The organism is Thermococcus thioreducens, assembly GCF_002214545.1.
In the GTDB taxonomy this organism is placed as follows: domain Archaea; phylum Methanobacteriota_B; class Thermococci; order Thermococcales; family Thermococcaceae; genus Thermococcus; species Thermococcus thioreducens.
In genome coordinates this window covers 1,600,884-1,619,448 of record NZ_CP015105.1, presented here as the reverse complement: position 1 = coordinate 1,619,448, position 18,565 = coordinate 1,600,884, and the positions used below count along the sequence as shown (strand labels likewise).

28 protein-coding genes are annotated in these 18,565 nt (G+C 51.6%); 14 read left to right on the top strand and 14 right to left on the bottom strand.

Features of this window, described 5'->3' with window-relative positions:
- Window positions 1–45 precede the first annotated feature (45 nt).
- The 4 genes from A3L14_RS08950 to A3L14_RS08935 are packed head-to-tail and all read left to right on the top strand — an operon-like array spanning window position 46 to window position 2,096.
- Window positions 46–816 (top strand): SAM hydrolase/SAM-dependent halogenase family protein, encoded by a 771-nt coding sequence (locus tag A3L14_RS08950; RefSeq protein ID WP_055430329.1) that lies wholly within the window; start codon window positions 46–48, stop codon window positions 814–816.
- 20 nt (window positions 817–836) lie between these two features.
- A complete protein-coding gene (locus A3L14_RS08945; RefSeq protein WP_143597767.1) occupies window positions 837–1,061 on the top strand; it encodes a hypothetical protein in 225 nt (74 codons plus the stop codon).
- Window positions 1,042–1,518, top strand: coding sequence for a type II toxin-antitoxin system VapC family toxin (locus tag A3L14_RS08940; RefSeq protein WP_055430330.1), 477 nt, complete (start codon window positions 1,042–1,044; stop codon window positions 1,516–1,518). The genes A3L14_RS08945 and A3L14_RS08940 overlap by 20 nt, the downstream gene beginning before the upstream one ends.
- Before the next feature lie 14 nt (window positions 1,519–1,532).
- A complete protein-coding gene (locus tag A3L14_RS08935) occupies window positions 1,533–2,096 on the top strand; it encodes a nicotinamide-nucleotide adenylyltransferase (protein ID WP_055430331.1) in 564 nt (187 codons plus the stop codon).
- 5 nt (window positions 2,097–2,101) lie between these two features.
- Here A3L14_RS08935 and A3L14_RS08930 read toward each other — a convergent pair whose 3' ends face one another.
- The 6 genes from A3L14_RS08930 to A3L14_RS11970 all read right to left on the bottom strand — a co-directional run bounded on the left by A3L14_RS08930 (window position 2,102) and on the right by A3L14_RS11970 (window position 7,058).
- The gene (locus A3L14_RS08930; protein ID WP_055430332.1) at window positions 2,102–2,431 is read right to left on the bottom strand and encodes a toxin-antitoxin system TumE family protein; all 330 of its coding nucleotides are present in this window, start codon (window positions 2,429–2,431) and stop codon (window positions 2,102–2,104) included.
- 43 nt (window positions 2,432–2,474) lie between these two features.
- On the bottom strand, window positions 2,475–2,687 hold the full coding sequence (locus A3L14_RS08925; protein WP_232473329.1) for a hypothetical protein: 213 nt from the start codon (window positions 2,685–2,687) through the stop codon (window positions 2,475–2,477).
- Window positions 2,688–2,691: 4 nt separating this feature from the next.
- On the bottom strand, window positions 2,692–3,873 hold the full coding sequence (locus tag A3L14_RS08920; RefSeq protein WP_055430333.1) for an MFS transporter: 1,182 nt from the start codon (window positions 3,871–3,873) through the stop codon (window positions 2,692–2,694).
- Between the two features lie 32 nt (window positions 3,874–3,905).
- Entirely contained in the window at window positions 3,906–4,373 is a 468-nt protein-coding gene (locus A3L14_RS08915) for a GNAT family N-acetyltransferase (RefSeq protein WP_074631130.1), read from the bottom strand.
- A 23-nt stretch (window positions 4,374–4,396) separates the two neighbouring features.
- A complete protein-coding gene (locus tag A3L14_RS08910) occupies window positions 4,397–5,206 on the bottom strand; it encodes a GNAT family N-acetyltransferase (RefSeq protein ID WP_055430334.1) in 810 nt (269 codons plus the stop codon).
- A 136-nt stretch (window positions 5,207–5,342) separates the two neighbouring features.
- Window positions 5,343–7,058 (bottom strand): S1 family peptidase, encoded by a 1,716-nt coding sequence (locus A3L14_RS11970; protein ID WP_232473328.1) that lies wholly within the window; start codon window positions 7,056–7,058, stop codon window positions 5,343–5,345.
- 661 nt (window positions 7,059–7,719) lie between these two features.
- On the opposite strand from A3L14_RS11970, the gene A3L14_RS08895 reads away from it, so the two are divergent.
- Window positions 7,720–8,223, top strand: coding sequence for a hypothetical protein (locus A3L14_RS08895; RefSeq protein ID WP_055430336.1), 504 nt, complete (start codon window positions 7,720–7,722; stop codon window positions 8,221–8,223).
- A 9-nt stretch (window positions 8,224–8,232) separates the two neighbouring features.
- On the opposite strand, the gene A3L14_RS08890 is transcribed toward A3L14_RS08895, so the two are convergent.
- Entirely contained in the window at window positions 8,233–8,772 is a 540-nt protein-coding gene (locus A3L14_RS08890; protein WP_055430337.1) for a hypothetical protein, read from the bottom strand.
- 105 nt (window positions 8,773–8,877) lie between these two features.
- Here A3L14_RS08890 and A3L14_RS08885 point away from each other — a divergent pair, with 105 nt between their 5' ends.
- The 3 genes from A3L14_RS08885 to A3L14_RS08875 are packed head-to-tail and all read left to right on the top strand — an operon-like array spanning window position 8,878 to window position 10,026.
- Window positions 8,878–9,318: a BlaI/MecI/CopY family transcriptional regulator gene (locus A3L14_RS08885; protein ID WP_055430338.1), complete on the top strand. Its 441-nt coding sequence runs from the start codon at window positions 8,878–8,880 to the stop codon at window positions 9,316–9,318.
- 10 nt (window positions 9,319–9,328) lie between these two features.
- The gene (locus A3L14_RS08880; RefSeq protein ID WP_088886126.1) at window positions 9,329–9,817 is read left to right on the top strand and encodes a hypothetical protein; all 489 of its coding nucleotides are present in this window, start codon (window positions 9,329–9,331) and stop codon (window positions 9,815–9,817) included.
- Between the two features lie 2 nt (window positions 9,818–9,819).
- On the top strand, window positions 9,820–10,026 hold the full coding sequence (locus A3L14_RS08875) for a hypothetical protein (protein WP_232473326.1): 207 nt from the start codon (window positions 9,820–9,822) through the stop codon (window positions 10,024–10,026).
- 30 nt (window positions 10,027–10,056) lie between these two features.
- On the opposite strand, the gene A3L14_RS11965 is transcribed toward A3L14_RS08875, so the two are convergent.
- Window positions 10,057–10,332 (bottom strand): GNAT family N-acetyltransferase, encoded by a 276-nt coding sequence (locus A3L14_RS11965; protein ID WP_232473458.1) that lies wholly within the window; start codon window positions 10,330–10,332, stop codon window positions 10,057–10,059.
- A gap of 505 nt (window positions 10,333–10,837) precedes the next feature.
- On the opposite strand from A3L14_RS11965, the gene A3L14_RS08865 reads away from it, so the two are divergent.
- Window positions 10,838–11,536 (top strand): CPBP family intramembrane glutamic endopeptidase, encoded by a 699-nt coding sequence (locus A3L14_RS08865; protein ID WP_055430341.1) that lies wholly within the window; start codon window positions 10,838–10,840, stop codon window positions 11,534–11,536.
- A 27-nt stretch (window positions 11,537–11,563) separates the two neighbouring features.
- On the opposite strand, the gene A3L14_RS12025 is transcribed toward A3L14_RS08865, so the two are convergent.
- The 5 genes from A3L14_RS12025 to A3L14_RS11950 all read right to left on the bottom strand — a co-directional run bounded on the left by A3L14_RS12025 (window position 11,564) and on the right by A3L14_RS11950 (window position 13,918).
- On the bottom strand, window positions 11,564–11,692 hold the full coding sequence (locus tag A3L14_RS12025; protein ID WP_257789381.1) for a hypothetical protein: 129 nt from the start codon (window positions 11,690–11,692) through the stop codon (window positions 11,564–11,566).
- Between the two features lie 275 nt (window positions 11,693–11,967).
- The gene (locus tag A3L14_RS11960) at window positions 11,968–12,474 is read right to left on the bottom strand and encodes a hypothetical protein (RefSeq protein ID WP_232473324.1); all 507 of its coding nucleotides are present in this window, start codon (window positions 12,472–12,474) and stop codon (window positions 11,968–11,970) included.
- A 3-nt stretch (window positions 12,475–12,477) separates the two neighbouring features.
- On the bottom strand, window positions 12,478–13,182 hold the full coding sequence (locus A3L14_RS08855; RefSeq protein ID WP_055430342.1) for a class I SAM-dependent methyltransferase: 705 nt from the start codon (window positions 13,180–13,182) through the stop codon (window positions 12,478–12,480).
- Between the two features lie 119 nt (window positions 13,183–13,301).
- The gene (locus A3L14_RS11955; protein WP_232473455.1) at window positions 13,302–13,694 is read right to left on the bottom strand and encodes a class I SAM-dependent methyltransferase; all 393 of its coding nucleotides are present in this window, start codon (window positions 13,692–13,694) and stop codon (window positions 13,302–13,304) included.
- Window positions 13,691–13,918, bottom strand: coding sequence for a class I SAM-dependent methyltransferase (locus A3L14_RS11950; protein WP_232473323.1), 228 nt, complete (start codon window positions 13,916–13,918; stop codon window positions 13,691–13,693). Before A3L14_RS11950 ends, A3L14_RS11955 begins: the two co-directional genes overlap by 4 nt.
- A gap of 62 nt (window positions 13,919–13,980) precedes the next feature.
- Here A3L14_RS11950 and A3L14_RS08845 point away from each other — a divergent pair, with 62 nt between their 5' ends.
- Genes A3L14_RS08845 through A3L14_RS08825 form a run of 5 tightly spaced genes read left to right on the top strand, consistent with a single transcriptional unit; the run spans window position 13,981 to window position 17,974 of the window.
- Window positions 13,981–15,315, top strand: a complete 1,335-nt coding sequence (locus A3L14_RS08845; protein ID WP_055430343.1) for a TldD/PmbA family protein — start codon at window positions 13,981–13,983, stop codon at window positions 15,313–15,315.
- Window positions 15,316–16,515 (top strand): TldD/PmbA family protein, encoded by a 1,200-nt coding sequence (locus A3L14_RS08840; protein ID WP_055430344.1) that lies wholly within the window; start codon window positions 15,316–15,318, stop codon window positions 16,513–16,515.
- Window positions 16,512–16,841: a hypothetical protein gene (locus A3L14_RS08835; RefSeq protein ID WP_055430345.1), complete on the top strand. Its 330-nt coding sequence runs from the start codon at window positions 16,512–16,514 to the stop codon at window positions 16,839–16,841. Before A3L14_RS08840 ends, A3L14_RS08835 begins: the two co-directional genes overlap by 4 nt.
- Window positions 16,810–17,520: a carbon-nitrogen hydrolase family protein gene (locus A3L14_RS08830; RefSeq protein ID WP_055430346.1), complete on the top strand. Its 711-nt coding sequence runs from the start codon at window positions 16,810–16,812 to the stop codon at window positions 17,518–17,520. The genes A3L14_RS08835 and A3L14_RS08830 overlap by 32 nt, the downstream gene beginning before the upstream one ends.
- A 1-nt stretch (window position 17,521) precedes the next feature.
- On the top strand, window positions 17,522–17,974 hold the full coding sequence (locus A3L14_RS08825; protein ID WP_055430347.1) for a protein-tyrosine phosphatase family protein: 453 nt from the start codon (window positions 17,522–17,524) through the stop codon (window positions 17,972–17,974).
- Here the strand turns inward: A3L14_RS08825 and A3L14_RS08820 are convergent.
- On the bottom strand, window positions 17,961–18,524 hold the full coding sequence (locus A3L14_RS08820; RefSeq protein ID WP_055430348.1) for a nitroreductase family protein: 564 nt from the start codon (window positions 18,522–18,524) through the stop codon (window positions 17,961–17,963). The two genes, A3L14_RS08825 and A3L14_RS08820, sit on opposite strands and share 14 nt — an antisense overlap.
- Window positions 18,525–18,565: the final 41 nt, after the last annotated feature.

Sequence of the window (18,565 nt, the reverse complement as noted above, 5' to 3'; positions counted from 1 at the left end):
AAACCCTTTAAAGCCCCAACCGTTAATAAGCTTTAGGTGGTGCCCATGATAACGCTGACGACTGACTTCGGCCTTAGGGGCCCTTATGTTGGAGAGATGAAGGCTGCCATGCTGAGGCTCAACCCGGAGGCGGTAATCGTTGACGTCAGCCATTCAATAACCCGGCATTCCATTCTTGAGGGCTCTTTTGTGATGGAGCAGGTGGTCAAGTACTCCCCCGAGGGGACGGTTCACGTTGGCGTTATAGACCCCGGCGTTGGAACCGAGAGAAAAGCAATAATAATCGAGGGCGAGCAGTTCCTCGTCGTTCCGGACAACGGCCTGGCCACGCTTCCGCTCAAGCACATTAAGGCGAGGAAAGCTTGGGAGATAGACTTTGAGAAGGTGAAGCGCTTCACGAAGTGGGGGATAAGCTCGACCTTCCACGGAAGGGACGTCTTTGGGCCGGTTGGTGCCCTGCTTGATGCATGGGTCGAGCCGGATAAGCTCGGAAGCGAGATTCCTCTGGAAAGCTTAATCAGGCTGGACATCGAGCCGAGAAAGGAAGACGACCTCTGGCTGCTCAAGGTGATTTACGTCGACGACTTTGGCAACGTCATACTGAACCTTGAGGACTACGGAAGGCCCGGGGAAGTCGAGCTGGTTGATCTGGGGCTCAAAATACCCTATCTGGACACCTACGGCCAGGTGGAGCCCGGCAAACTGCTGGCTCTCCCAGGAAGCCACGACTACCTTGAGATAGCCGTCAACCAGGGGAGCGCCGCTGAAATGCTCGGTCTGAAGGTTGGGGATGAGGTCAGGGTGAGGTTGATTTAGAAAGCGTTTTGAGGAGAATAGTGGTAATTGATTTGGGTGAAAGGAATGGGGAAATAACAATTCGGGTTCGTGTTCCAGATGGCATGGAGCGACTGTTTGAGCGGGAAGTAAAGGCACTGGTTAAAGCGTTCGAAGGGGAAAGAAAGGGACCGAGGGTTACACTCGATGAGGTGTTCGGCATCGTCAGGAGCGAAAAGAGTGCTAAGGAGTTGAGGTTGGAGGCCTATGAGGAGCTCTTTGGTTGATTCATCGGTTATCATTGAGGCTCTAAAGGGTAATCCCGTTGCCAAGCGACTGCTTCAGTCAATTGAGAACGACCCGAAGTTCATAAACCCAATAATTTTCAGTGAAGTCCCCTTTGTTTTTCTGAAACTCGTTACTGGTAAGAGCTACCTTACACTGAGGGGCAATCCTGAGGCGATTGAAAAACACCGTGACAAACTTGAGAAGGTGTATCTTTATCTCAGGGACAATTTCTCGGAGCTTCCCCTTACGGAGGAAATCGAGGAAAAAGCCTTTGAGTTTATTCTAAATTACGGCCTGCTCCCCAACGATGCCCTAATACTTTCCACCGCGAAGTTCTATGGGCTGGCACTCGTGACCCCTGATGTGGACTTTTCCTTCCCTGCCAGCTCGGAGGGGATAGCCCTTATCACGGGCGATTCGTTCGGCGAAACTGAACGAGTCGTTCAGAAAGATTGAACGAGGTGGTTATCATGGTCAAGCGCGGCCTCTTCGTCGGCCGGTTTCAGCCGGTCCACAACGGCCATATAAAGGCTCTCGAATTCGTTTTTTCACAGGTCGATGAGGTCATCATAGGCATCGGAAGCGCCCAGGCGAGCCATACGCTGAAAAACCCCTTCACGACGAGCGAGAGGATGGAGATGCTTATCAGGGCCCTGAACGAGGCCGGCATGGACAAACGCTACTACCTGATTCCGCTCCCGGACATCAACTTCAACGCCATCTGGGCGGCCTACGTGGTGAGCATGGTTCCCCGCTTCGACGTCGTCTTCACCGGCAACTCCTTGGTTGCACAGCTCTTCCGCGAGAAGGGCTATGAGGTCATCGTCCAGCCCATGTTCAGGAAGGACATCCTCTCTGCCACAGAGATAAGGAAGCGCATGGTTGAAGGAAAACCCTGGGAGGAGCTGGTTCCAAAGAGCGTGGCCGAGTTCATCAGGGAGATAAAGGGCTGCGAGAGGATAAAAATGCTCGCCACGAACCTTGAGAAGAACGAGAAGGAGCTCCAGGCGCCGATAAGGATTCCGGAGTTTTGAGCTCTCTACCTCTTCAATTTTTCTTCAATGATCCTCAGAACGTCCTCCAGTGAAACCTCCTTGGAAGGCCGAACGTTATCCTTGGAACCGACGTGCTTATGATGTGGAAATGTTTCTACGTTTTTGTGATGGGGCGCGTTGTCCCAGCGGACTATAAGTTTTCCGTTTTTCTGCCATTGGAAAGAGTAGTTGTAATCTTCTTCCGATACAAATTCCCTGATGTAAAGAACGCTTCTATCTATCAGTTCTACCCTGATTTTCAGAAAGTAAAAACTGTCCCCCTGCTTGTAGTCTAGAATCTCGTAGCTTTTGACTGCTAAGCTCTTCTCAAGCAACTCTAACTCTCTCTGAGCCTGCTTTTAAGCTCTTCCAGTCTCTTTACGTAGGCTTTCCACTCAATGTAGTCGTCCCATGCCTCAAAGGACTCCTCCGAGCTTTTGATTTTTTCTCGAACTCTTCAAACCTCATCCCGTATTTCTCCTCAAATAGCTTGATTTTCTCGCGTATCAGGGCAAGCTCGGAGATTACCCTCAGCCTCTCGTGGGCCAGCACGTCCCTCTTCGAAATCACGACCTCGCTCGTTTCTATCACGTCCCTAACTCGCGGTTTTTGAATAGATACCTTTCCCAGCCAGCCACCAGAACATAGCTCCAGCCGCCAAAAACAGCACCAGACTCGCCGCGTACGGGAGCGTCGCGTGAAGGCTTGCCAGTGCTCCGGCAACGAAGGGCGTGAAGAGGCCGATAAGCCTGTTGTAGCTCGATATCGCCGCATGAAACTCGCTGGTGCGCTCCTTTGGAATCAATGAGAACTGCCAGGAGCGGTAGAAGGGGAACCAGAGGGTGTTTCCGAAGTCTCCCAGCGTGTAGATGACCAACACAAGCCAGAAGGGCGGTGCTAGAGCCATCACGAGGGCATAGAGGGCGTTGATGAACATCCCGAGGCCTATGACCTGGAATCCCTTCCCCTTCGGAACCCTCTCGCTTGCGTAGGTGCCGATTATTGAGGCCAGACTGCTCGCGCAGGCTATCAGCGTTACCTCAAACACTGTCTTGTGAAGCACGAAGACGACGTAGTTGATGAGCACCAGCTCTGGAGCTAAAGCCCAGGCGAGGGTCAGCAAAGCCTCGAACGCCAGCAGGAGCTTGAACTCGCCGGCCTTAAACGTGAAGCCCTCCGGCGTTATTCTCTCCTCCCTGCCGACCGGGGGCAGGAAGAACCAGATGTAGGCAACAGTTACGGCTGAAAAGAGGCCGAAGAAGACGAACGCCCAGCGGTAGTTCTCCGCGCCGGGATAGAGGTAGCCGAAGATATAGCCGAGAACCGGGAAGGTTATCAGCCTCGCTATCTCCGGCAGACGGAGGTGCCATGCGAATATCTCCTCGTACTTGTCCTCGGGGTAGATTATCTGCTCGTAGGCCCTGTAGAGGGGGTAAAGCACGGTTGATAGCTTCTCCACGGTTCTTCCGGCGAAGAGTATTAGCGGGGCGACGGCGCCCTTGGCGAGGCCATACAAAACGTAGGCGATGCCGTCGAGGAGGTCTATAACTATAAGGCCCTTCTTGATATCCCAGCGGTTGAAGAGCCGGCCGAAGAGATAAGTTAGGGGAACCGCGACGATGTTTATGGCGGTAAAGAACGCCCCGACCTCAAGAACGGAGTAGCCGGTCTCCATTAGGTAGAGCGGGAAGAGTATCCAGACTATTAAACCGGGAGCGATGAGCGTGTGGTAGAGCATGTACGCCTTAGCATCTCGCGGAACTTCGCTCCAGCGCATCTGAAGCCCCGTTCATGTTACGATTGGAGTTTTTAAACGTTTCTCAGGCATTTGGCGTAAATCAGCGCCGGCTCGCCCCACTCGGGGTAGGGGTCAATCAGCGCTATCCTGACGAAGCCCCTCCGCTCGTAGAAGCGCCTCGTCTCGTCGTAGGGCTTATACGAGAGGTCGCCCGAGGTCTTGACGACGAGGAGCTCGAAACCCTCCCCTTTTGCCCAGTTTTCCACGAAGCGAAGCAGTTTCGTACCTATCCCCTTACCCCTCAGCTCCCGCCTAACGGCCATCCAGAGGATTTCAAGGGCTTTTTCGTTGAGGGGCTTGAGGATTATGAAACCGAGGACTTCCTGCTCCCTGTCATTAACGGCTATGAACGTCTTTTCACTTCTCAGGTCGCGCTTCATCGTCCTAAGCCCGGCCTCGTTGAACCACTCCGGCAGGTCCTTGGCAATCTCAAGGCATTTTCTTAGCTCAGTATCGGTTTCAAGGAGTTTGATCCTCATTTAGCTTCTCCTCGCTTCCACGTTTAAACCAGCTTTTTCCTGAATACCAGCACGTTCGGTTCCTCGGTTTCGTCCCAGAGGAAGAGGCCGAGCCTCTTCAGTCCCGGCAGGACTGGTTTCATGCCGCTGGGGATCATGATGTCGAACTCTCCCCGTCCCTTCTCTCGTGCAACCCACGCCATTCCGGGAAGCATAGCCTTTAAGCACGCCAGACCGGTGGAAAGCGGAGTGAAGGTAACCTCGCCCTTCGGGGCAAGGAACTTGAAGCCGTTGATCTCGTACACCTCACCCTTTTCCCTCAGCCAGTCGAGGGCTTCCCCGCTTCTGTGGACGAACTTCCAGCCAAGAGGGATGATGCCAAAGGCAAGGTCCTCCATACTCAGCTCCGTCCTCCCCGCCCTCTCCGGCTCAAAGGTCTCCACACTCGCCCCCAGGTTGAAGAACTTCGCGGTTATCGAGAATCCGTCCCTCTTTGCCATTGCTATGCTCTCCCTGTTCAGGAAGTACGTGGAGAACTCAAGGGCCTCAATCTCCCCCTCACGGGCGAGCCTTTCGCCCAGTTCGAGCATGAAGCTGTGGAGCTTCCTCCCGTAGCCCCTGCCCCTGTAGTCCGGATGAACCCTCAGTCCCTCCAGCCAGCCGACCTTTCCCGGGAGAAGCGTCAGCTTAGCCGTGCCTATAACCTTTCCATCGACCTCAAGGACGTAGAAGTTATCGCCGAGCCACTCATCGAAAACCCTCGCCAGGTAGTCCTCACCACCCCACGTCAGGCTCGCTATCTCCTCTATGAAGGGTTTATCCTCAAGCTTGGCCTCGCGGATGATGGGTTTCATAAGGCTTCACCTGATAAATATGTTAATGCCTTAGATTTTATGCTTTTGTCTCTCTGGGTACTTCCTGGATGAACAGAGATGTAGTAACAGCCAGAGACCTCTATGACGAAAGTAAATTTTGGACTCACGCCTTGGTTTAGGAGTCACCTGCCTCGATGAGCACCGGACACTCCCCTTTTCCCATGCTGTACACTCTACCCTCCCATTTTTTACTTCCATCAGTATAAACAACCTTTATCCATCCCCTCTCAAGCCCTTTCTGGTGTTCTGCTATGATATTTGACCGAATAATCTCAACTTCTTCACCATTTCCAGGGGATAATAAAACGATCAGAGTATTATTTTCAAATTTTAGCTCTCTGAATCCGTATCCTTCCAAAATCCTAATCTTCGCAATCTCGGTCAAGTTGTAAGGACTAACGACATAGTGCATTCCCTTGATGTTACCCCCTTTGTCGAAACTCATGATGTAATCTCTGCAGGTTGGATACAAAGGTGTTCCATCAATATCAACCACAACGGTTGCGTTCTCAAGGTCGAGGTTGCAGAGAAAGCACCGAATTTTGAACTTTTCGAAGTGCCCTTTGAGGCCCTCAGAACCCTTGAGGACGTGGAACTTCAGAGTTATTTGATCATCTTTTACGTAGTAGCCATCAGCCTCGAGTTCTCCAGGATAATAGACGGTCACATAAATCTCGGCCGTTTTCATTGCTCGGGAAAATACAAAAGCTCCGAAAAATAGCAAAAGAAGAATGGAAACGGCTATTATCGAGCGCTTACCCATTGTATGCAACCTCATATTTCCCAGCTCACGGAATATTCCGTCAATTTCACTGAAACCTGTGATTGTTGTCCCTTCCACTCCGCCGAAGTGAATTCCCACTATCCTTGTACTCGGAGTATAGTACGGCTTCACGAACACCGGTGCCCCACTATCCCCTCCTGCATGCTCCATCCCTACGACTTCGGAAGTATCTGTAATTAAAATGTTCCCTTTTAGCACTGAGACCTTATTTGTTTTCATAACATGACCACAATTTGTTTCTCTTGTCCCTATTCCGAATTTGCACACATATAACCCAACTACACTTATTGTGGTTCCTTCAACTTCCCATCCGGAATAAATTTGCGGAGCTATCCCTCTTCCAGAAACTTTTACTAACAAACTGTCACTCTCTCTAACATGGTTCCCGTTTTCATACCTGAGGGGAGGATTTTTGAATACTATACCAACTTTGCGCCATGAACCATTACCCCAGGGTTGATATACCGAATCTCCTGTATTTCCAAATCCGGCACAGTGGCCCGCAGTTACAAAGTAATCCTCACCACTGATTTTCGCGGTGAATCCAAGAGTACATGTTGAAGAATCCCCTGGGCTTATCCGAATGCCAATTCCCCCAATGAGGGGATCAAACACTTCAGTAGGGGAACTATCAAGTGACATTCTTCCAACTTCTTCTATTCGTATGGCTGTTTTGGGTATCCTCAGTCTGTCCAATTCATGTTCAAGAGTCTTTAGCTTTTCTTGTGTTACCTTTGTAAGTTCTATTGTTAGCATATTGTGGGCCTCATCAGCGTCAATGCCTGAAATACCGAGTTTTTCAATGTCAAGATTTAAAGCCAAGTTCTTCCACTTTACTAACTGTTCAAAGCTATATTTTCCTCTTAGGAATACTACGTTCACTTTTCCTCTGTATTTTCCTAATGCCTGTTTGAGTTCCTCCTTATCTTTCTCATCCTTCACATACACGAAGATTAATCCTTTCTCCTCGTTAATAAACATCCCACCGTAAGAAGGCAAACTTGTTGAGAATTTCCCCTTGAGTTCATTAATTCCTACCAACTCCATTAAATCCCTTGCAGCTTGGTGCAAAGCCATTGGGTCCGTTTCTTGAACAAGCCATAGGGCATTTCTTTGAATGCAAACCCTTCAAAACCTCTGGCTTTCTCAGGCTCTTGGCAGTACCGCCAGACTCTGGGCTCGCTCTTCTGAACCCACTGTCCATTCTCAAAAACCCAGTAATTCACGGGCTGGCAAGCTTTGTCATTGCTGTCCTTAACAATACTTGCACTCCCAAAAGAGCCCAAAACCAATACACCAAGCAACAAAACACTTAATAATTTCCGTCGCATTGACATCGCCAGAGAGGTTTTTTCATAATATTGTGTGCGTTCAGATTATTTAAAGGTTTCTATCTTATATGCGTAAAATCACTCAGAAAAAAAAAGTAATTTGTAATACCGGCGTTTCCGAGAACGGCTGAGATTAAAGTGAAATAACTTTGAAGAGTAATTTAAGGGCTGGGAATTACACAATAACTAACATACGGCACCATGGTAGGAAGTCCTACTTAGATTATTCCCTTTGGGCCGTGGAGAACTTAACAAAACAAACATACGACAGAGCTGTTCCAATGCATGCCAATCCACCGCAAGGAAGCCACACAAATGTCGGGAAGAATCAGAGAAAAACCTTTTAAGGCCTTTCCCAATTACGCCCGGTGGTATTGATGGGGCGCATTGCGTCGCTCATCATCGCCGTGCTCTTGGTCGTTGCCGCGTCCCTCGGTTACTTATACCATCAGGGGGAAAGAGAGGTTAAGGCCGCTGTGAACGGGCTGTTTGGGGTTTCAAACACCGCCCTTTTCTGCCTTGAAGACATGAACGCCATCGCAATCATGCTCGAAAACAACGTGAGCAATGATGTCCTTAGGGAAAGGCTGGGCAGATACGCTTACTGCTCCGTGACGCTGGAAAAGGCAGCGTTCTCCCTCTATCTGTTGGATGGAGATGAGAGCTACTGGAGGCTCCACGTGGCGGCCAGTAATCTGGAAATTTACTTCCACACGGCCATGAACAGTCCAAATCCTCGGGAGAAAGTATCCGACAATGTTGAGATTATCAACGAGATATCCCGGGAAATAAACGCGATACTCCAGAATGGGGGAGTGAAAGGGCTGAATGATGCCCAAGCGGAAAAGCTCTTTAACCTAACCCAATCCCTCTTAAGCTGAAGCCAGTTTTTAACTTACCTCAACTTCAATCACATCCCAGCTCTTCCAGCCGTTTTCTCCAACGGCAACTATGTAGAGGTAGTAAGTCCCCGCTTTTTGAGGTGTTATCTCAATTTTGAACTCGGCTCTTTCGTTGGGCTTTAAACACAACTTCTGTGGGTCAATTTTGACATCCAATCCCTCTACCTTCGTCAGCTTTTCCCCTATATAGCTCCATGCGGACTTTGAAGTTTTTGGGCCAAGATAAGCCCTAAGCGTTACGTTGCCATCATAGTAGCATGTCTCGTTCCCAACGTGGAAGGCCTTTCCTGTGAGGACACCAATGAGCGTGACGGTTTTCCCGGGTTTAAGTGTGATAACCGTTTTGTCCAAGAAAATCAGGTTGGAGCTAAACTCACCGTATCCAGGGGGAACGCAGGAAAAGACGAGTTCAGATGTCTCAGCCTGAGGATGGCTAAGCAGGGTATCCTCTTTCATGTATAGGATGACCGCCGCGATTAAAAGAATCATTAAACTGACGAAAATTATTTGTCCGTGCCACTTTTTCATATAGACCCACTACTCTGTTTTTGTTGGGTTGGAGTGTATAAACCTTTGCTCTTCTGCTCACCCCTGACCGGAAAGACTAAAGGATTGACCACCCTATCCTTAAACATGCCTGACGATGACCTCACCAGGGAAGTCCAGGAGCTCAGAAAGGCACTTGAGGAGCTCAGGGAGAGCTTCGCAGTGGTCTCCCAGATGGCGCAGGCCTATCTGAGGCTCATCAACCTCTACGCCCAGTACGGCGGGCTTGGCATAGAAGTTGCCGTCCCTGAGATAAAGCATGACCCCATATCGCGTGAAATTGTTCGTATCCTCTTCGACCTGAAGAGGGCGAACATGAGCCAGATAGCGCGGGAGCTGAAGGGCAGGCGCGGAAAGGCCTCTCGGAACACGGTCAGGACAAAGCTGAGGGAGCTGGTTGAGCTCGGCATCGTTGTCGAGGTTCCCGGTGAGAGGGGAAAGGTCTATGCACTCTCCCGCGAAGTGGTCAAAAAGTGGCTCGAAATGATCGGAATGCCGATTAGGTTTGACCAGACTAACGATTATTGAGGTGGTTGATATGGTGGACGAAAAGATGGGAACCCCGAAGAAGCTGGAGGAGCTCCTCGACGAGCTGGTCGAGGGGATAAGGAACGCAAAGACCGAGGAGGAGGTCGAGCTCCTCAAAAAGAAGGCCGAGATCGTGGAAGACCTCATCCAGACCTACGAGGGCGACAAAGACCTTGAGAAAATCCCGGCCATCATGGACAAGGTAGGGGACATGATAGAGGACATCCTCGTGCCGCTCAAGGAGCTCCTCAATGAGCTCTACAGCCCGGAGAGGGTTCAGGCTATGGGCAGGAGCGTGGCCGAGTTCTACAAGAACCTGGCTGAGGCGGGGATGGACAGGGGAGCGGCCCTTGAGCTGACGAGGGAGTACATGGACAGCATAAACCCCGGCAAGAAGCTCATGGAGATTTTGGCCAGCTTTGGGAAGGGTGGCTTCGGAAACATAAATATTCCCGGCCCCCCGCGGGGCCCCGGAGGGGATGAGCGAAAGGAGGAGTGAGCTTGGGGCTCTTTCACTTTTTTCTTCGACTGCCAGTGCTGGCGTTTAGGATGGCTGGCATAGTTAGGGTATCAAATCGGGCGAAGCGGCGGTTCAGGAGGGAACTTGTGGGGAGCGGCCTTCCTGATGAGATTGTTGAGGAGTTGGTTAACTACTTCAACCCGTCCACGCCGCTTAGGGAGACGCTTTTCAGGTTTTCCAGGAGGTAGCCACTCTGTTTTCATCTAAAAATTTCCCTTTCAAGTTGTTTTGGCGGGTCGTTCATAGTTCTCTCTAAACCTCTCGTATATCAGCTCGTCGAGGTATCTCCCGTCGCTCCAGACGTGCTCCCTCAGCCTGCCGGCGAGAGCAAAGCCGTTCTTTTCGAGAACTCTGATTGATGGCAGATTGTCCTCATGGACTTTCGCCCAGACCTTGCGGAGGTTGAGGTGAGCGAAGGCGTATTCGCAGAGGAGCTTTACCGCCTCCGTCCCGTAGCCCTTCCCCCTCTCCTCCGGCGAGAGGTAGTAGAGTATCCCCCCACCTTGCCCCCCAGTTGATCCAGTTGAAGCCCGCTATCCCGATGAGCTTTTCTCCCCCGTTTTCTATCACTGCGAACGTCGGCATCTTGTCCTTGTTCTTTTTTAGCTCCTCGTAGAACTCCTCTTCATCTTCGGGGAGCGTGAAGTGGGCCGAGTTGAGGAGATTCCTAACCGTGCTCCTCTCGTTAAACCACTCCCAGCTCTTCTTTAGGTCATCATGGAGGAGTATCCCAAGAGAGACCTTTTTGCCTTTCAGGATTACGGGTCTCATTTTCATCACCTACAGTATGAAGTTTAAAAACCAGGTGAATGTCTGGAACTTCAGGGTGCTCCTTTTTCAGGCGATGTAATAGGTAATGAGAGCAAAGGATATCGGTTTCTTCCTCGTCCTACCTCCTAAAGCCTTCTCGCATTTAGTACAAGCGCAAACATCTCAACGCTCTCCTCACTGAAAGGTGTAATATGAAAAAACTTAAAAATATTTGGCGAAAACTCACTCATGTTCAAAATGGAGAGATGGTTCAAAGGCTTCCTGCTGACCATTGGACTGAGCGCGATGGTGGTCTCAAACAAGTTCATCAACTTGGGCCCGGCCCGGAGGTTTCTCTGCATTGGGGAGGTAGCCTTCATTGTCTTTGCCGTCCTAAATCTTTCAGGTTACAGCCGGGAAGAGCTCGGTCTCGGCGGGGAGTTCAGCTTTGCCAAACACGTTCTCTTCCCCTTCGCTTTCTTCGTACTCCCCCTTGCAGTTGTGGTCTTTCTCCCCCACAATGCCATGCCACTCTGGAAGTTCATCCTCTACTTCCTGAACTTTCTCATCACAGTGGGCCTCGTTGAGGAGCTTCTCTTCAGAGGCCTTCTCTTCGCGTCCCTTGAGGAACGTTTCGGCAGTTGGGTTGCCCTCCTCGGAAATTCAACAATACATTGGCTCTTTCACTTCGCCGCTGGAATTAATATAAGCCAGCTCATCGCGGCATTGATACTCTCTTCATACAGGCTTACCTTCAGGAGGATAGAACCACTAATCATCGTCCACGGATTGTGGGACGCGACGTTCATAGCATTGAAACCCGAGTTTAAGGGTTCCTCGGCCCTTCTAGTACTCCTGCCTTTCTGGGGTGGAGCGTTGCTTTCCATCATTGTCTACCTCGCTGAAAAGGGGATGGAAGAGACAAAAGGTGATGCTTCCGAGGGTTAATGCCCTGTTATACGGGCGTAAGAATGCTCAGAATGGAAAGATGACCATCTCCCTGCCCTTAACACCGAGCGCGAGGGTCTGGGAGAGAACCTCCACCCATCCGTTCTCCCAGAGCTCTATTATCTTCGGCTCTCTTTCCCCGGAAACCTCGACCACAACGGCATCCCCTTCAAGCTCGCCCCCAACGAGGAGCTTATTTCCGATTGGCAGCAGCGTGGTAGCGCTTCCCTCACCGAGCTGGATTTCCCCCTCTCCAACCTGAACCCAGAAGTTTTCCCCGCGGTAGCCGGCCAGGACGAGCTTTCCCTGCCACCGGCAGGCGTTCAGTGCTATTCCCTCGGTGAGAACCTTTTCACCGAGCGGCTCGCCGTCTTTGGTAAACTCGAAGGCTTTGACATTCCAGCCGTTCTCTTTAACGCTCCCGATGAGCTTTAGACCATCCTCGGATTGGAGCAGAGTGGTAAAGAGTCATCCTCCCAGCACCCAAATTCCCTCAGCCAGAGAAGCTCGCCGTTCATCGAGAATCTCCCTATGAAAAACCTCTTGTTGTCGGGCTTTCCAGTCTCGCCCGCGATGAAGATCGCCCCGCCGATTGGAACAACGGAGCGGTTTACTCCGTTGTCCCTGCTCTCAATCTTCTGCTTCCAGAGGACGTCCAAACTTCCATCAAGTCTCGCGACGTAGGCCTTCCAGCCATTTCCTCCGTCAGAGGTAGCCCTTCCTTCGACAGCACCTCCAATTATGTAGCCGTCATCTAATTCCGCTACGCCCTGCCCTTCCCACTCGTTTTTGCCGGCCAGAAAGCGGGTTTCGACGATTTCCTCTCCGTTGATCCTCGCCAGCATTATTTTGTAGTTCTTCTCCAAGACGCTTCCAACGATTATGTCTTTGGCTATAGCAACTGGAACGGTTTCTTTTCCAAATGTGTAAGTTTTCATTGTTTAACCCCCACTGTCAAAACTATCCTCTCTTATGTAATGGCTTTGTACTTCAAAACCAGCTTTTCTTAGGATGAATTCTGCAATCCATGGTGCCCAAAGGTAGAACTTAACGCTAAAAGTTGTTCCGTTGTTTAAATTTATGAAAAATCTTTCTTCTAAGCCTTCAACGGAGTTAAAGCCTTTGTAAATGGAAATCAACAAGCCCTCTACAAAAACATCTCTGTGCCAGCTATAAAGTCCTTTTATCGTATCTATGTATTCAATTACAAGCACTCCCTTTGGCTTTAAGACCCGGTAAGCTTCCATAGTTATCTCGTCAAAGTCGTAAACACTAAAATGGGGTAGGGGAGAGCCCAATAAAGTTACAAGATCAAAGCTTTCATTTTCAAACTCCAGTCTTTTGGCATCCATAAAATAAAACTTGGCTTTTGAGCCTCTTTCCTTTGCGATTTCCTTAGCTTGATGGATTGCTTCTTTTCTAATGTCTATTCCAATAACCTCGAAGCCGAGCTCTTCTAAGGCAAAAGTTGAAATTCCAGTGCCACAGCCAACATCCAAAGCTTTTCCTTCCTTTATGGGCAGATGCTTCCTTAAGGTCTCTTTTAACTTTATTATTCTCTTCTTCCCAATTTCACTCGTTGCATCCCAAGTAGTGGGAAAGGCTTTGTAATAAATGTCGGCACCTTCGCCGAGATATCTGAACATTTTAAACACCCGAAGGTTTTCTACCAACAGTCACAACACTAAACGTCCCCAGATAGTGCGTCTTCACATCAAACCCAGCTTTTCTAAGCACGAACTCCACAAGCCAAGGCGCCCAGACATTAATCTTTATCTAAAGAAATAGCCCTTCTCTTCTCAAGGTTAATGAAAAGCCGCTCTACTTGGCCCTTTGTCGTATCGAGGGAAACATGGAAAGAAATGAATGGATCTTCAACGAGCGCATCTCTATAGCCTTGATGGAGCAGTCTAACCCAGTCTGCATATTCAAGGAACAGAACCCCACTAGGTTTGAGAACCTTGAAAGCCTCTTGGACAATTTTATCAAAGTCATAGATGCTTAAATGAGGAAGGGGATTCCCTAAAAGCGCAACTAAATCAAAGTTCTCATTTGGGAAATCGAGTTTTCTTGCGTCCATAACTCTAAACTCCGCTTTATATCCAAGCTCTTCTGAGATTTTCTCTGCTTTCTCTATGAGTTCCTTCTGAACATCTATCCCAACGACTTCGAAGCCAAGTTCTTCAAGGGCAAAGGTCGAGATCCCATGCCGCAGCCAATATCCAGAGCCCTGCCGCCCTCTATGGGGAGAAAATTCTCAAGTAGGGCTTTCTGCTTCTCCCTTCTCTTTCTCCCAACTTCCGTCCTCGGGTCGTACATCCAGAGCTTTTCCCTATAGGTTGGCTCGAACGTGGCCCCGAGGTCCCTGAACATCGGCTCCACCGTTCTTACAACGACGAATGGTTTTTAAGGTTTAGCCATGATTTGGAATTCAGGTGATCTTGGTGGACACTAAAAGGGCCCTGGAGCTTGCCCTCTCGGTGGGGGCTGAATACGCCGAGGTCAGGGAGGAGAGGGTTCTAAAGACGGAAATCGTGGTCTCCGAGGGGCTAAGGATTTCTCGGCGGATTCTCGGGGGCTTCGGTGTCAGGGTTCTCGTGGACGGCTCCTGGGGCTTCAGCTCAGTCAACTCCGAAAAAGACCTCGAATGGGCGATCAGGAACGCCGTGAAGCTTGCGGGAATCCAACGGGGGAAAGTTAAGCTGGCTGAGATCAAACCAGTCCGCGACGTCGTCAGGAGCAGGATGAAGAGAAAGCCTTCCGAGGTTCCGCTTGAGGAGAAGATTGAGCTCGTGAAGGGGCTTCACTCGTCCCTACCGGCTGATGCGGTCTCCCGCAAGGTTGTCAAGTACTCGGACTTCTCCGGGTTCAAGAGGCTCGTAACGAGCGAGGGAACGGAAATCGAGTGGGAGTTAACAGGGGTTTCCTTCGTGGCCGATTTAGCGGTCTCTTCCGGCGGGAGGAGCGCATGGCTCTTCGACGTGTCGGGTTCGATTGAGCGGGGCTTTGAAGCGGTGGACGAGATTCTTGAGAGAATAGACCAGTCCATCAGGGGCCAGCTGGAGTGCTTCCTCCGCGGAAAGAGGCCGAAGCTGGGGAAGGCTCCCGTTCTCATGGCACCCTATTTCGCGGGCATGGTAGCACACGAGGCCCTCGGCCACTTGGCTGAGGCGGATCAACTGCCGAGCACGCCTTTAGCCAAAAAGCTTGGAGAGCAGATTGCGCCGGAGTTCGTTAGCTTAAGCGACGGGAACGTCGAGAACGGCCACGGAAACGACATCTACGACGAAGAAGGTGTCCCGGTGAGGAAGGTCGAAATCCTGAAGGATGGAATTTTCAACGAGCCCCTCGTGGACAGGGAGAGGGCTTATGGGCTCGGGGTTTCCCCGAACGGCCACGCAAGGGCCGAGAGCTACGCCTTCGAGCCGATGGTGAGGATGAGAAACACCTACTTCGAGCCCGGGGATTACACTTTCGAGGAGCTCCTGGCTGAGGTGAGACGTGGCTACTACCTCGTCCGCCCCGGACCGGGACAGACAGGATTGGACTCGTCTTTCACCGTTGGCGTTATGGAGGGCTACGTTATTGAAAACGGCGAAATTGGGGAGCCAATATTCAACGCCACAGCCAGCGGAAGGGCTCTGGATGCGCTCCCGGGGATCCGGGGCCTCGGTAAGGAGCTCGACTTCGAGAACACCTACTGCGGAAGGGGCCAGGTGGTTAGGGTGAGCATGGGAGGGCCCCATGTCCTTTTCGAGAGGGGAATAAGGGTGGTGTGAATGGAGCGGGAGATTTACAGACTGCGTGAGGAGCGGAAGGGTGTCTCCCTTGAGGGAAGCCTCAGGCCCTTCGCCCGGGTTAGGGAGTTCACGGCGGTCAGGCTCATCGAGAACGGAAAAATGGGCTCGGCGCTTGCAGAGGGCAGTGATGAGGCTGAGGCCTTGAGGCTTGCCCGCGAGACACTTCGCTTTTCCAGTGAAGAGGACTACAGGCTCCCAACCGGCTGTAAATCCCGCTGGAAGAGGACGTTTGAAGTTGACGTTGGCGACCTTGCCAGAGAGTTCTCCGCGCTGGCCGACGAGCTGGGGAATCTTTCCCTCTCGAGTACGGTGGAGCTCATAACGAGGAGCTTCTCGGTGGAGAGCACCGCGGGAGCTGACGTTGAGGGTTCATACTCCTTCCTGAGGGCTGAGCTCGAAATCGGAGGCGGGCTTTCCTTTCAGGTTTCCGCGGGCTCGGCTTCAAAAACGGAACTGACTGAGTTCATCAGGCCTTATCTCGGGCTTATCGATAGGCTCGATGAAATCGCGCCCCCGAAGGGAAAAGTTGAAGCCATCTTTGCCCCGACGCCGCTTTACACCCTCCTTCTCCCCCCGGTCCTCTGGAAGTTTCGGGGAAGAACGGCAGTGAGCTCACCGGGAATGGAGGCGAAGGAAGGGGAAGTCCTGGCCTCGCCTCTCGTGACGGTTCTCGATGATCCGCTCGACAGGGATTCGCTCCGCCACGTTAAGGCGGACGATGAGGGAGTTAGGGCGAGGAAAAACTTCCTCATTGAGAAAGGCATTGCTAAAGGACTCCTATGGGACAGCTACACCGCCTGGAAGGCCGGGAGGAAGAGCACGGGCAACGGAATAAGAATAGAAGAGGGGGTTTTCGATGGCCCCCACAACCTGACGCTTGCACCGGGAAGAGAAACCCTTGAGCGGATGATAGAGGAGGTGGGGAAGGGCTTTTTGGCCCTCGGCCTCAGGGGGGCGAATGCACTCGACCCGGTGACGGGCAACTTTTCGGTTGTTGTAACTCCCGCCCTAATAATCGAAGGGGGTGAAGTTAAGGGTTTTTCTCGCTTTGAACTCAGGGGAAACGTCTGGGGACTGCTCAAAACCACCACTGGAGTGGGGAGTGAGCTCACAAGGGTGTGGCTCGACGAGGGTCTTTCGTTGTCTTTGCCATTTCTCCGGGCAGAGGTGGTGGTATGAAGGACGCCCTGGCAGTTCTCGCGGTTCTCCTCCTCATCGCCCTCTTCTTCCTGCCGGCTTATTTCATCGGCAGGCTCTACTTTCTCCTTGCGACTCTCTACATGATAGCGTTGGCTATCTCCGATAAGCTCAAACTTGGCAAAGCTGTTGAGAGGGCAATTTCTTTGGCTTTCCTGTTTGTGGTTCTGTACCTCATAGGTAGGAAAGAAGGGGATCCCTGGAATTTCGTGGCGGTTGGAATCCTTGTGGTTGCGCTGGACGGCTTGAAGGGACACATCTCAAGGAGGGAGAAAAATGAAGGTAGCTCTAATCCCGATGAAGGTTGAGGTTGGGAACTTTGAGGCCAACTGGAGAGAGTTTGAGAAGCGCTTTAAAGAGTCCATAGAGCACGCCCCTGACTTCGTTGTCTTCCCAGAGTACTGTTTAACTGGCTTCGAGGAGTGGGACTTCAGCGGGGCGGAGCTTTACGGCGAGATAGTTGAGCGCGTAAGCTCACTCGCAAGAGAAGCAGGCGTTTACATAGTCTTTGGTCTTCTCGAACCCCACAAAAACTGCGTCTACAACTCTGCCCTTCTCATAGGCCAGGACGGAAGAGTTATTCTCAAGCACCGCAAGTTCCAGGAGCCGATGAAGTTCTGCACCGGCAACACAGTAAGGACTGCAAGAACTGAGTTTGGAAAGGCCGCGATAATCATCTGCGGCGACCTCTATAACAAGAGGATAGCGAAGTGGGTTCGGAGAAAGAAGCCGGACTTCATTTTCGTGCCGATGGAGTACTCGCCGGACTACGGCGAGCCAAACGAGGAGGATGTGAAGGCAATGTCCGAGCGGGCTGAACTCCTCGGTGTTAGGACATTCATAGTCAACAGCTCACCGCCGGGCGGGGCTTGGGTTTTCAGTTCCGATGGAAAGCTCGTGGCATCGTCAGATGGGGATGGAACGCTGGTTGTGGAAGTGCATGCCAAAGGTATTAAGTTCCCATCGCAAAGCTCAGACCGGTGGTAGCATGTGGCGCCCGGCCAGATTCGTCGACGATAACGTTGCATTCTCGCGGATGCCGGCGAGGAGTGAGATAGGCGAAGTTGCCGAAACCTTCGATGCGGTGGTGGTTCTCGTTGAGGAGTTTGAGCTCCCCTACAGCCTAGACGAATGGAGGAAGAGGGGCGTTGAGGTTCTCCACAGTCCCGTTCGGGATTTCTCGGCCCCTGACCTGGGGCAACTCCTCGAAATCCTCCGCTGGATTGAGGCGAGGGTTGCGGGGGGCAAAAAGGTCCTGATCCACTGCATGGGAGGTCTCGGGAGGAGTGGGACGGTTGCCGTTGCATGGCTCATGTACTCGAAGGGCCTCCCCCTGCGCGAGGCCCTGAGAAGGGTTCGCTCCCTGAGGCCCGGTGTGGTTGAGGTGGAGGAGCAGATGGGAGTTTTAAAAGAACTTGAAAGGCTCCTCAGAAGCCGTTGAAGGACACAACGTCCTCCAGCTTCTTTCTCTCGTATTTGGGCTTTGGGTCGGCTGGATAGCCGACTGGAAGTATTGTCTGGAGCTTGTATTCCGGAGGGGCCTTCAGGAGCTCTTCGATTGGCTTAGGATTCGGTGGTGTGTAGGTCACCGTTCCGAGGCCGAGCTCTTCGAGCGCAAGGAGAAGGTATCCGACGGCTATCCACGTTGACTGGAGCCAGTAGGGGGCTCTGGTGTGTCCGAAGACGAGGATTAGGTAGGGGGCCTCGCTCAGGAAGGGCTTCTCCGGCTTGAACCCCTTCGCGTTTAGCCAGGCCATCAGGTCGCCCTTGGTTCTGGAGTAGGACTTTTTCTCTTCCTCCTCGCAGAGCTCCCTTATCTTCCCCTTGAGCCAGTCGTCATCGATGATTACGAACTTCCATGGCTGGGCGTTCATACCGCTCGGCGCTTCCTTTGCCGCCTTGATGGCTTTCATTAAATCATCCTTTGAGGGCCTCTCTGGAAGAAACTGCCTCACTGTCTTCCTCCTCTTTGCCAGCTCAAGAACGCGCATGGCATCACCGGTTCTCCTTGAGCAAAAGCTGATAAAAACGT

Bases quoted from the DNA above. Each gene is read 5' to 3' on its own strand.
- A3L14_RS08950 (WP_055430329.1), top strand. From the start codon at position 46: ATGATAACGCTGACGACTGACTTCGGCCTTAGGGGCCCTTATGTTGGA.
- A3L14_RS08940 (WP_055430330.1), top strand. From the start codon at position 1,042: ATGAGGAGCTCTTTGGTTGATTCATCGGTTATCATTGAGGCTCTAAAG.
- A3L14_RS08935 (WP_055430331.1), top strand. From the start codon at position 1,533: ATGGTCAAGCGCGGCCTCTTCGTCGGCCGGTTTCAGCCGGTCCACAAC.
- A3L14_RS08920 (WP_055430333.1), bottom strand. From the start codon at position 3,873: ATGCGCTGGAGCGAAGTTCCGCGAGATGCTAAGGCGTACATGCTCTAC.
- A3L14_RS08915 (WP_074631130.1), bottom strand. From the start codon at position 4,373: ATGAGGATCAAACTCCTTGAAACCGATACTGAGCTAAGAAAATGCCTT.
- A3L14_RS08910 (WP_055430334.1), bottom strand. From the start codon at position 5,206: ATGAAACCCATCATCCGCGAGGCCAAGCTTGAGGATAAACCCTTCATA.
- A3L14_RS11970 (WP_232473328.1), bottom strand. From the start codon at position 7,058: ATGGAGTTGGTAGGAATTAATGAACTCAAGGGGAAATTCTCAACAAGT.
- A3L14_RS08895 (WP_055430336.1), top strand. From the start codon at position 7,720: ATGGGGCGCATTGCGTCGCTCATCATCGCCGTGCTCTTGGTCGTTGCC.
- A3L14_RS08890 (WP_055430337.1), bottom strand. From the start codon at position 8,772: ATGAAAAAGTGGCACGGACAAATAATTTTCGTCAGTTTAATGATTCTT.
- A3L14_RS08885 (WP_055430338.1), top strand. From the start codon at position 8,878: ATGCCTGACGATGACCTCACCAGGGAAGTCCAGGAGCTCAGAAAGGCA.
- A3L14_RS08880 (WP_088886126.1), top strand. From the start codon at position 9,329: ATGGTGGACGAAAAGATGGGAACCCCGAAGAAGCTGGAGGAGCTCCTC.
- A3L14_RS08865 (WP_055430341.1), top strand. From the start codon at position 10,838: ATGTTCAAAATGGAGAGATGGTTCAAAGGCTTCCTGCTGACCATTGGA.
- A3L14_RS11960 (WP_232473324.1), bottom strand. From the start codon at position 12,474: ATGAAAACTTACACATTTGGAAAAGAAACCGTTCCAGTTGCTATAGCC.
- A3L14_RS08855 (WP_055430342.1), bottom strand. From the start codon at position 13,182: ATGTTCAGATATCTCGGCGAAGGTGCCGACATTTATTACAAAGCCTTT.
- A3L14_RS08840 (WP_055430344.1), top strand. From the start codon at position 15,316: ATGGAGCGGGAGATTTACAGACTGCGTGAGGAGCGGAAGGGTGTCTCC.
- A3L14_RS08835 (WP_055430345.1), top strand. From the start codon at position 16,512: ATGAAGGACGCCCTGGCAGTTCTCGCGGTTCTCCTCCTCATCGCCCTC.
- A3L14_RS08830 (WP_055430346.1), top strand. From the start codon at position 16,810: ATGAAGGTAGCTCTAATCCCGATGAAGGTTGAGGTTGGGAACTTTGAG.
- A3L14_RS08825 (WP_055430347.1), top strand. From the start codon at position 17,522: ATGTGGCGCCCGGCCAGATTCGTCGACGATAACGTTGCATTCTCGCGG.
- A3L14_RS08820 (WP_055430348.1), bottom strand. From the start codon at position 18,524: ATGCGCGTTCTTGAGCTGGCAAAGAGGAGGAAGACAGTGAGGCAGTTT.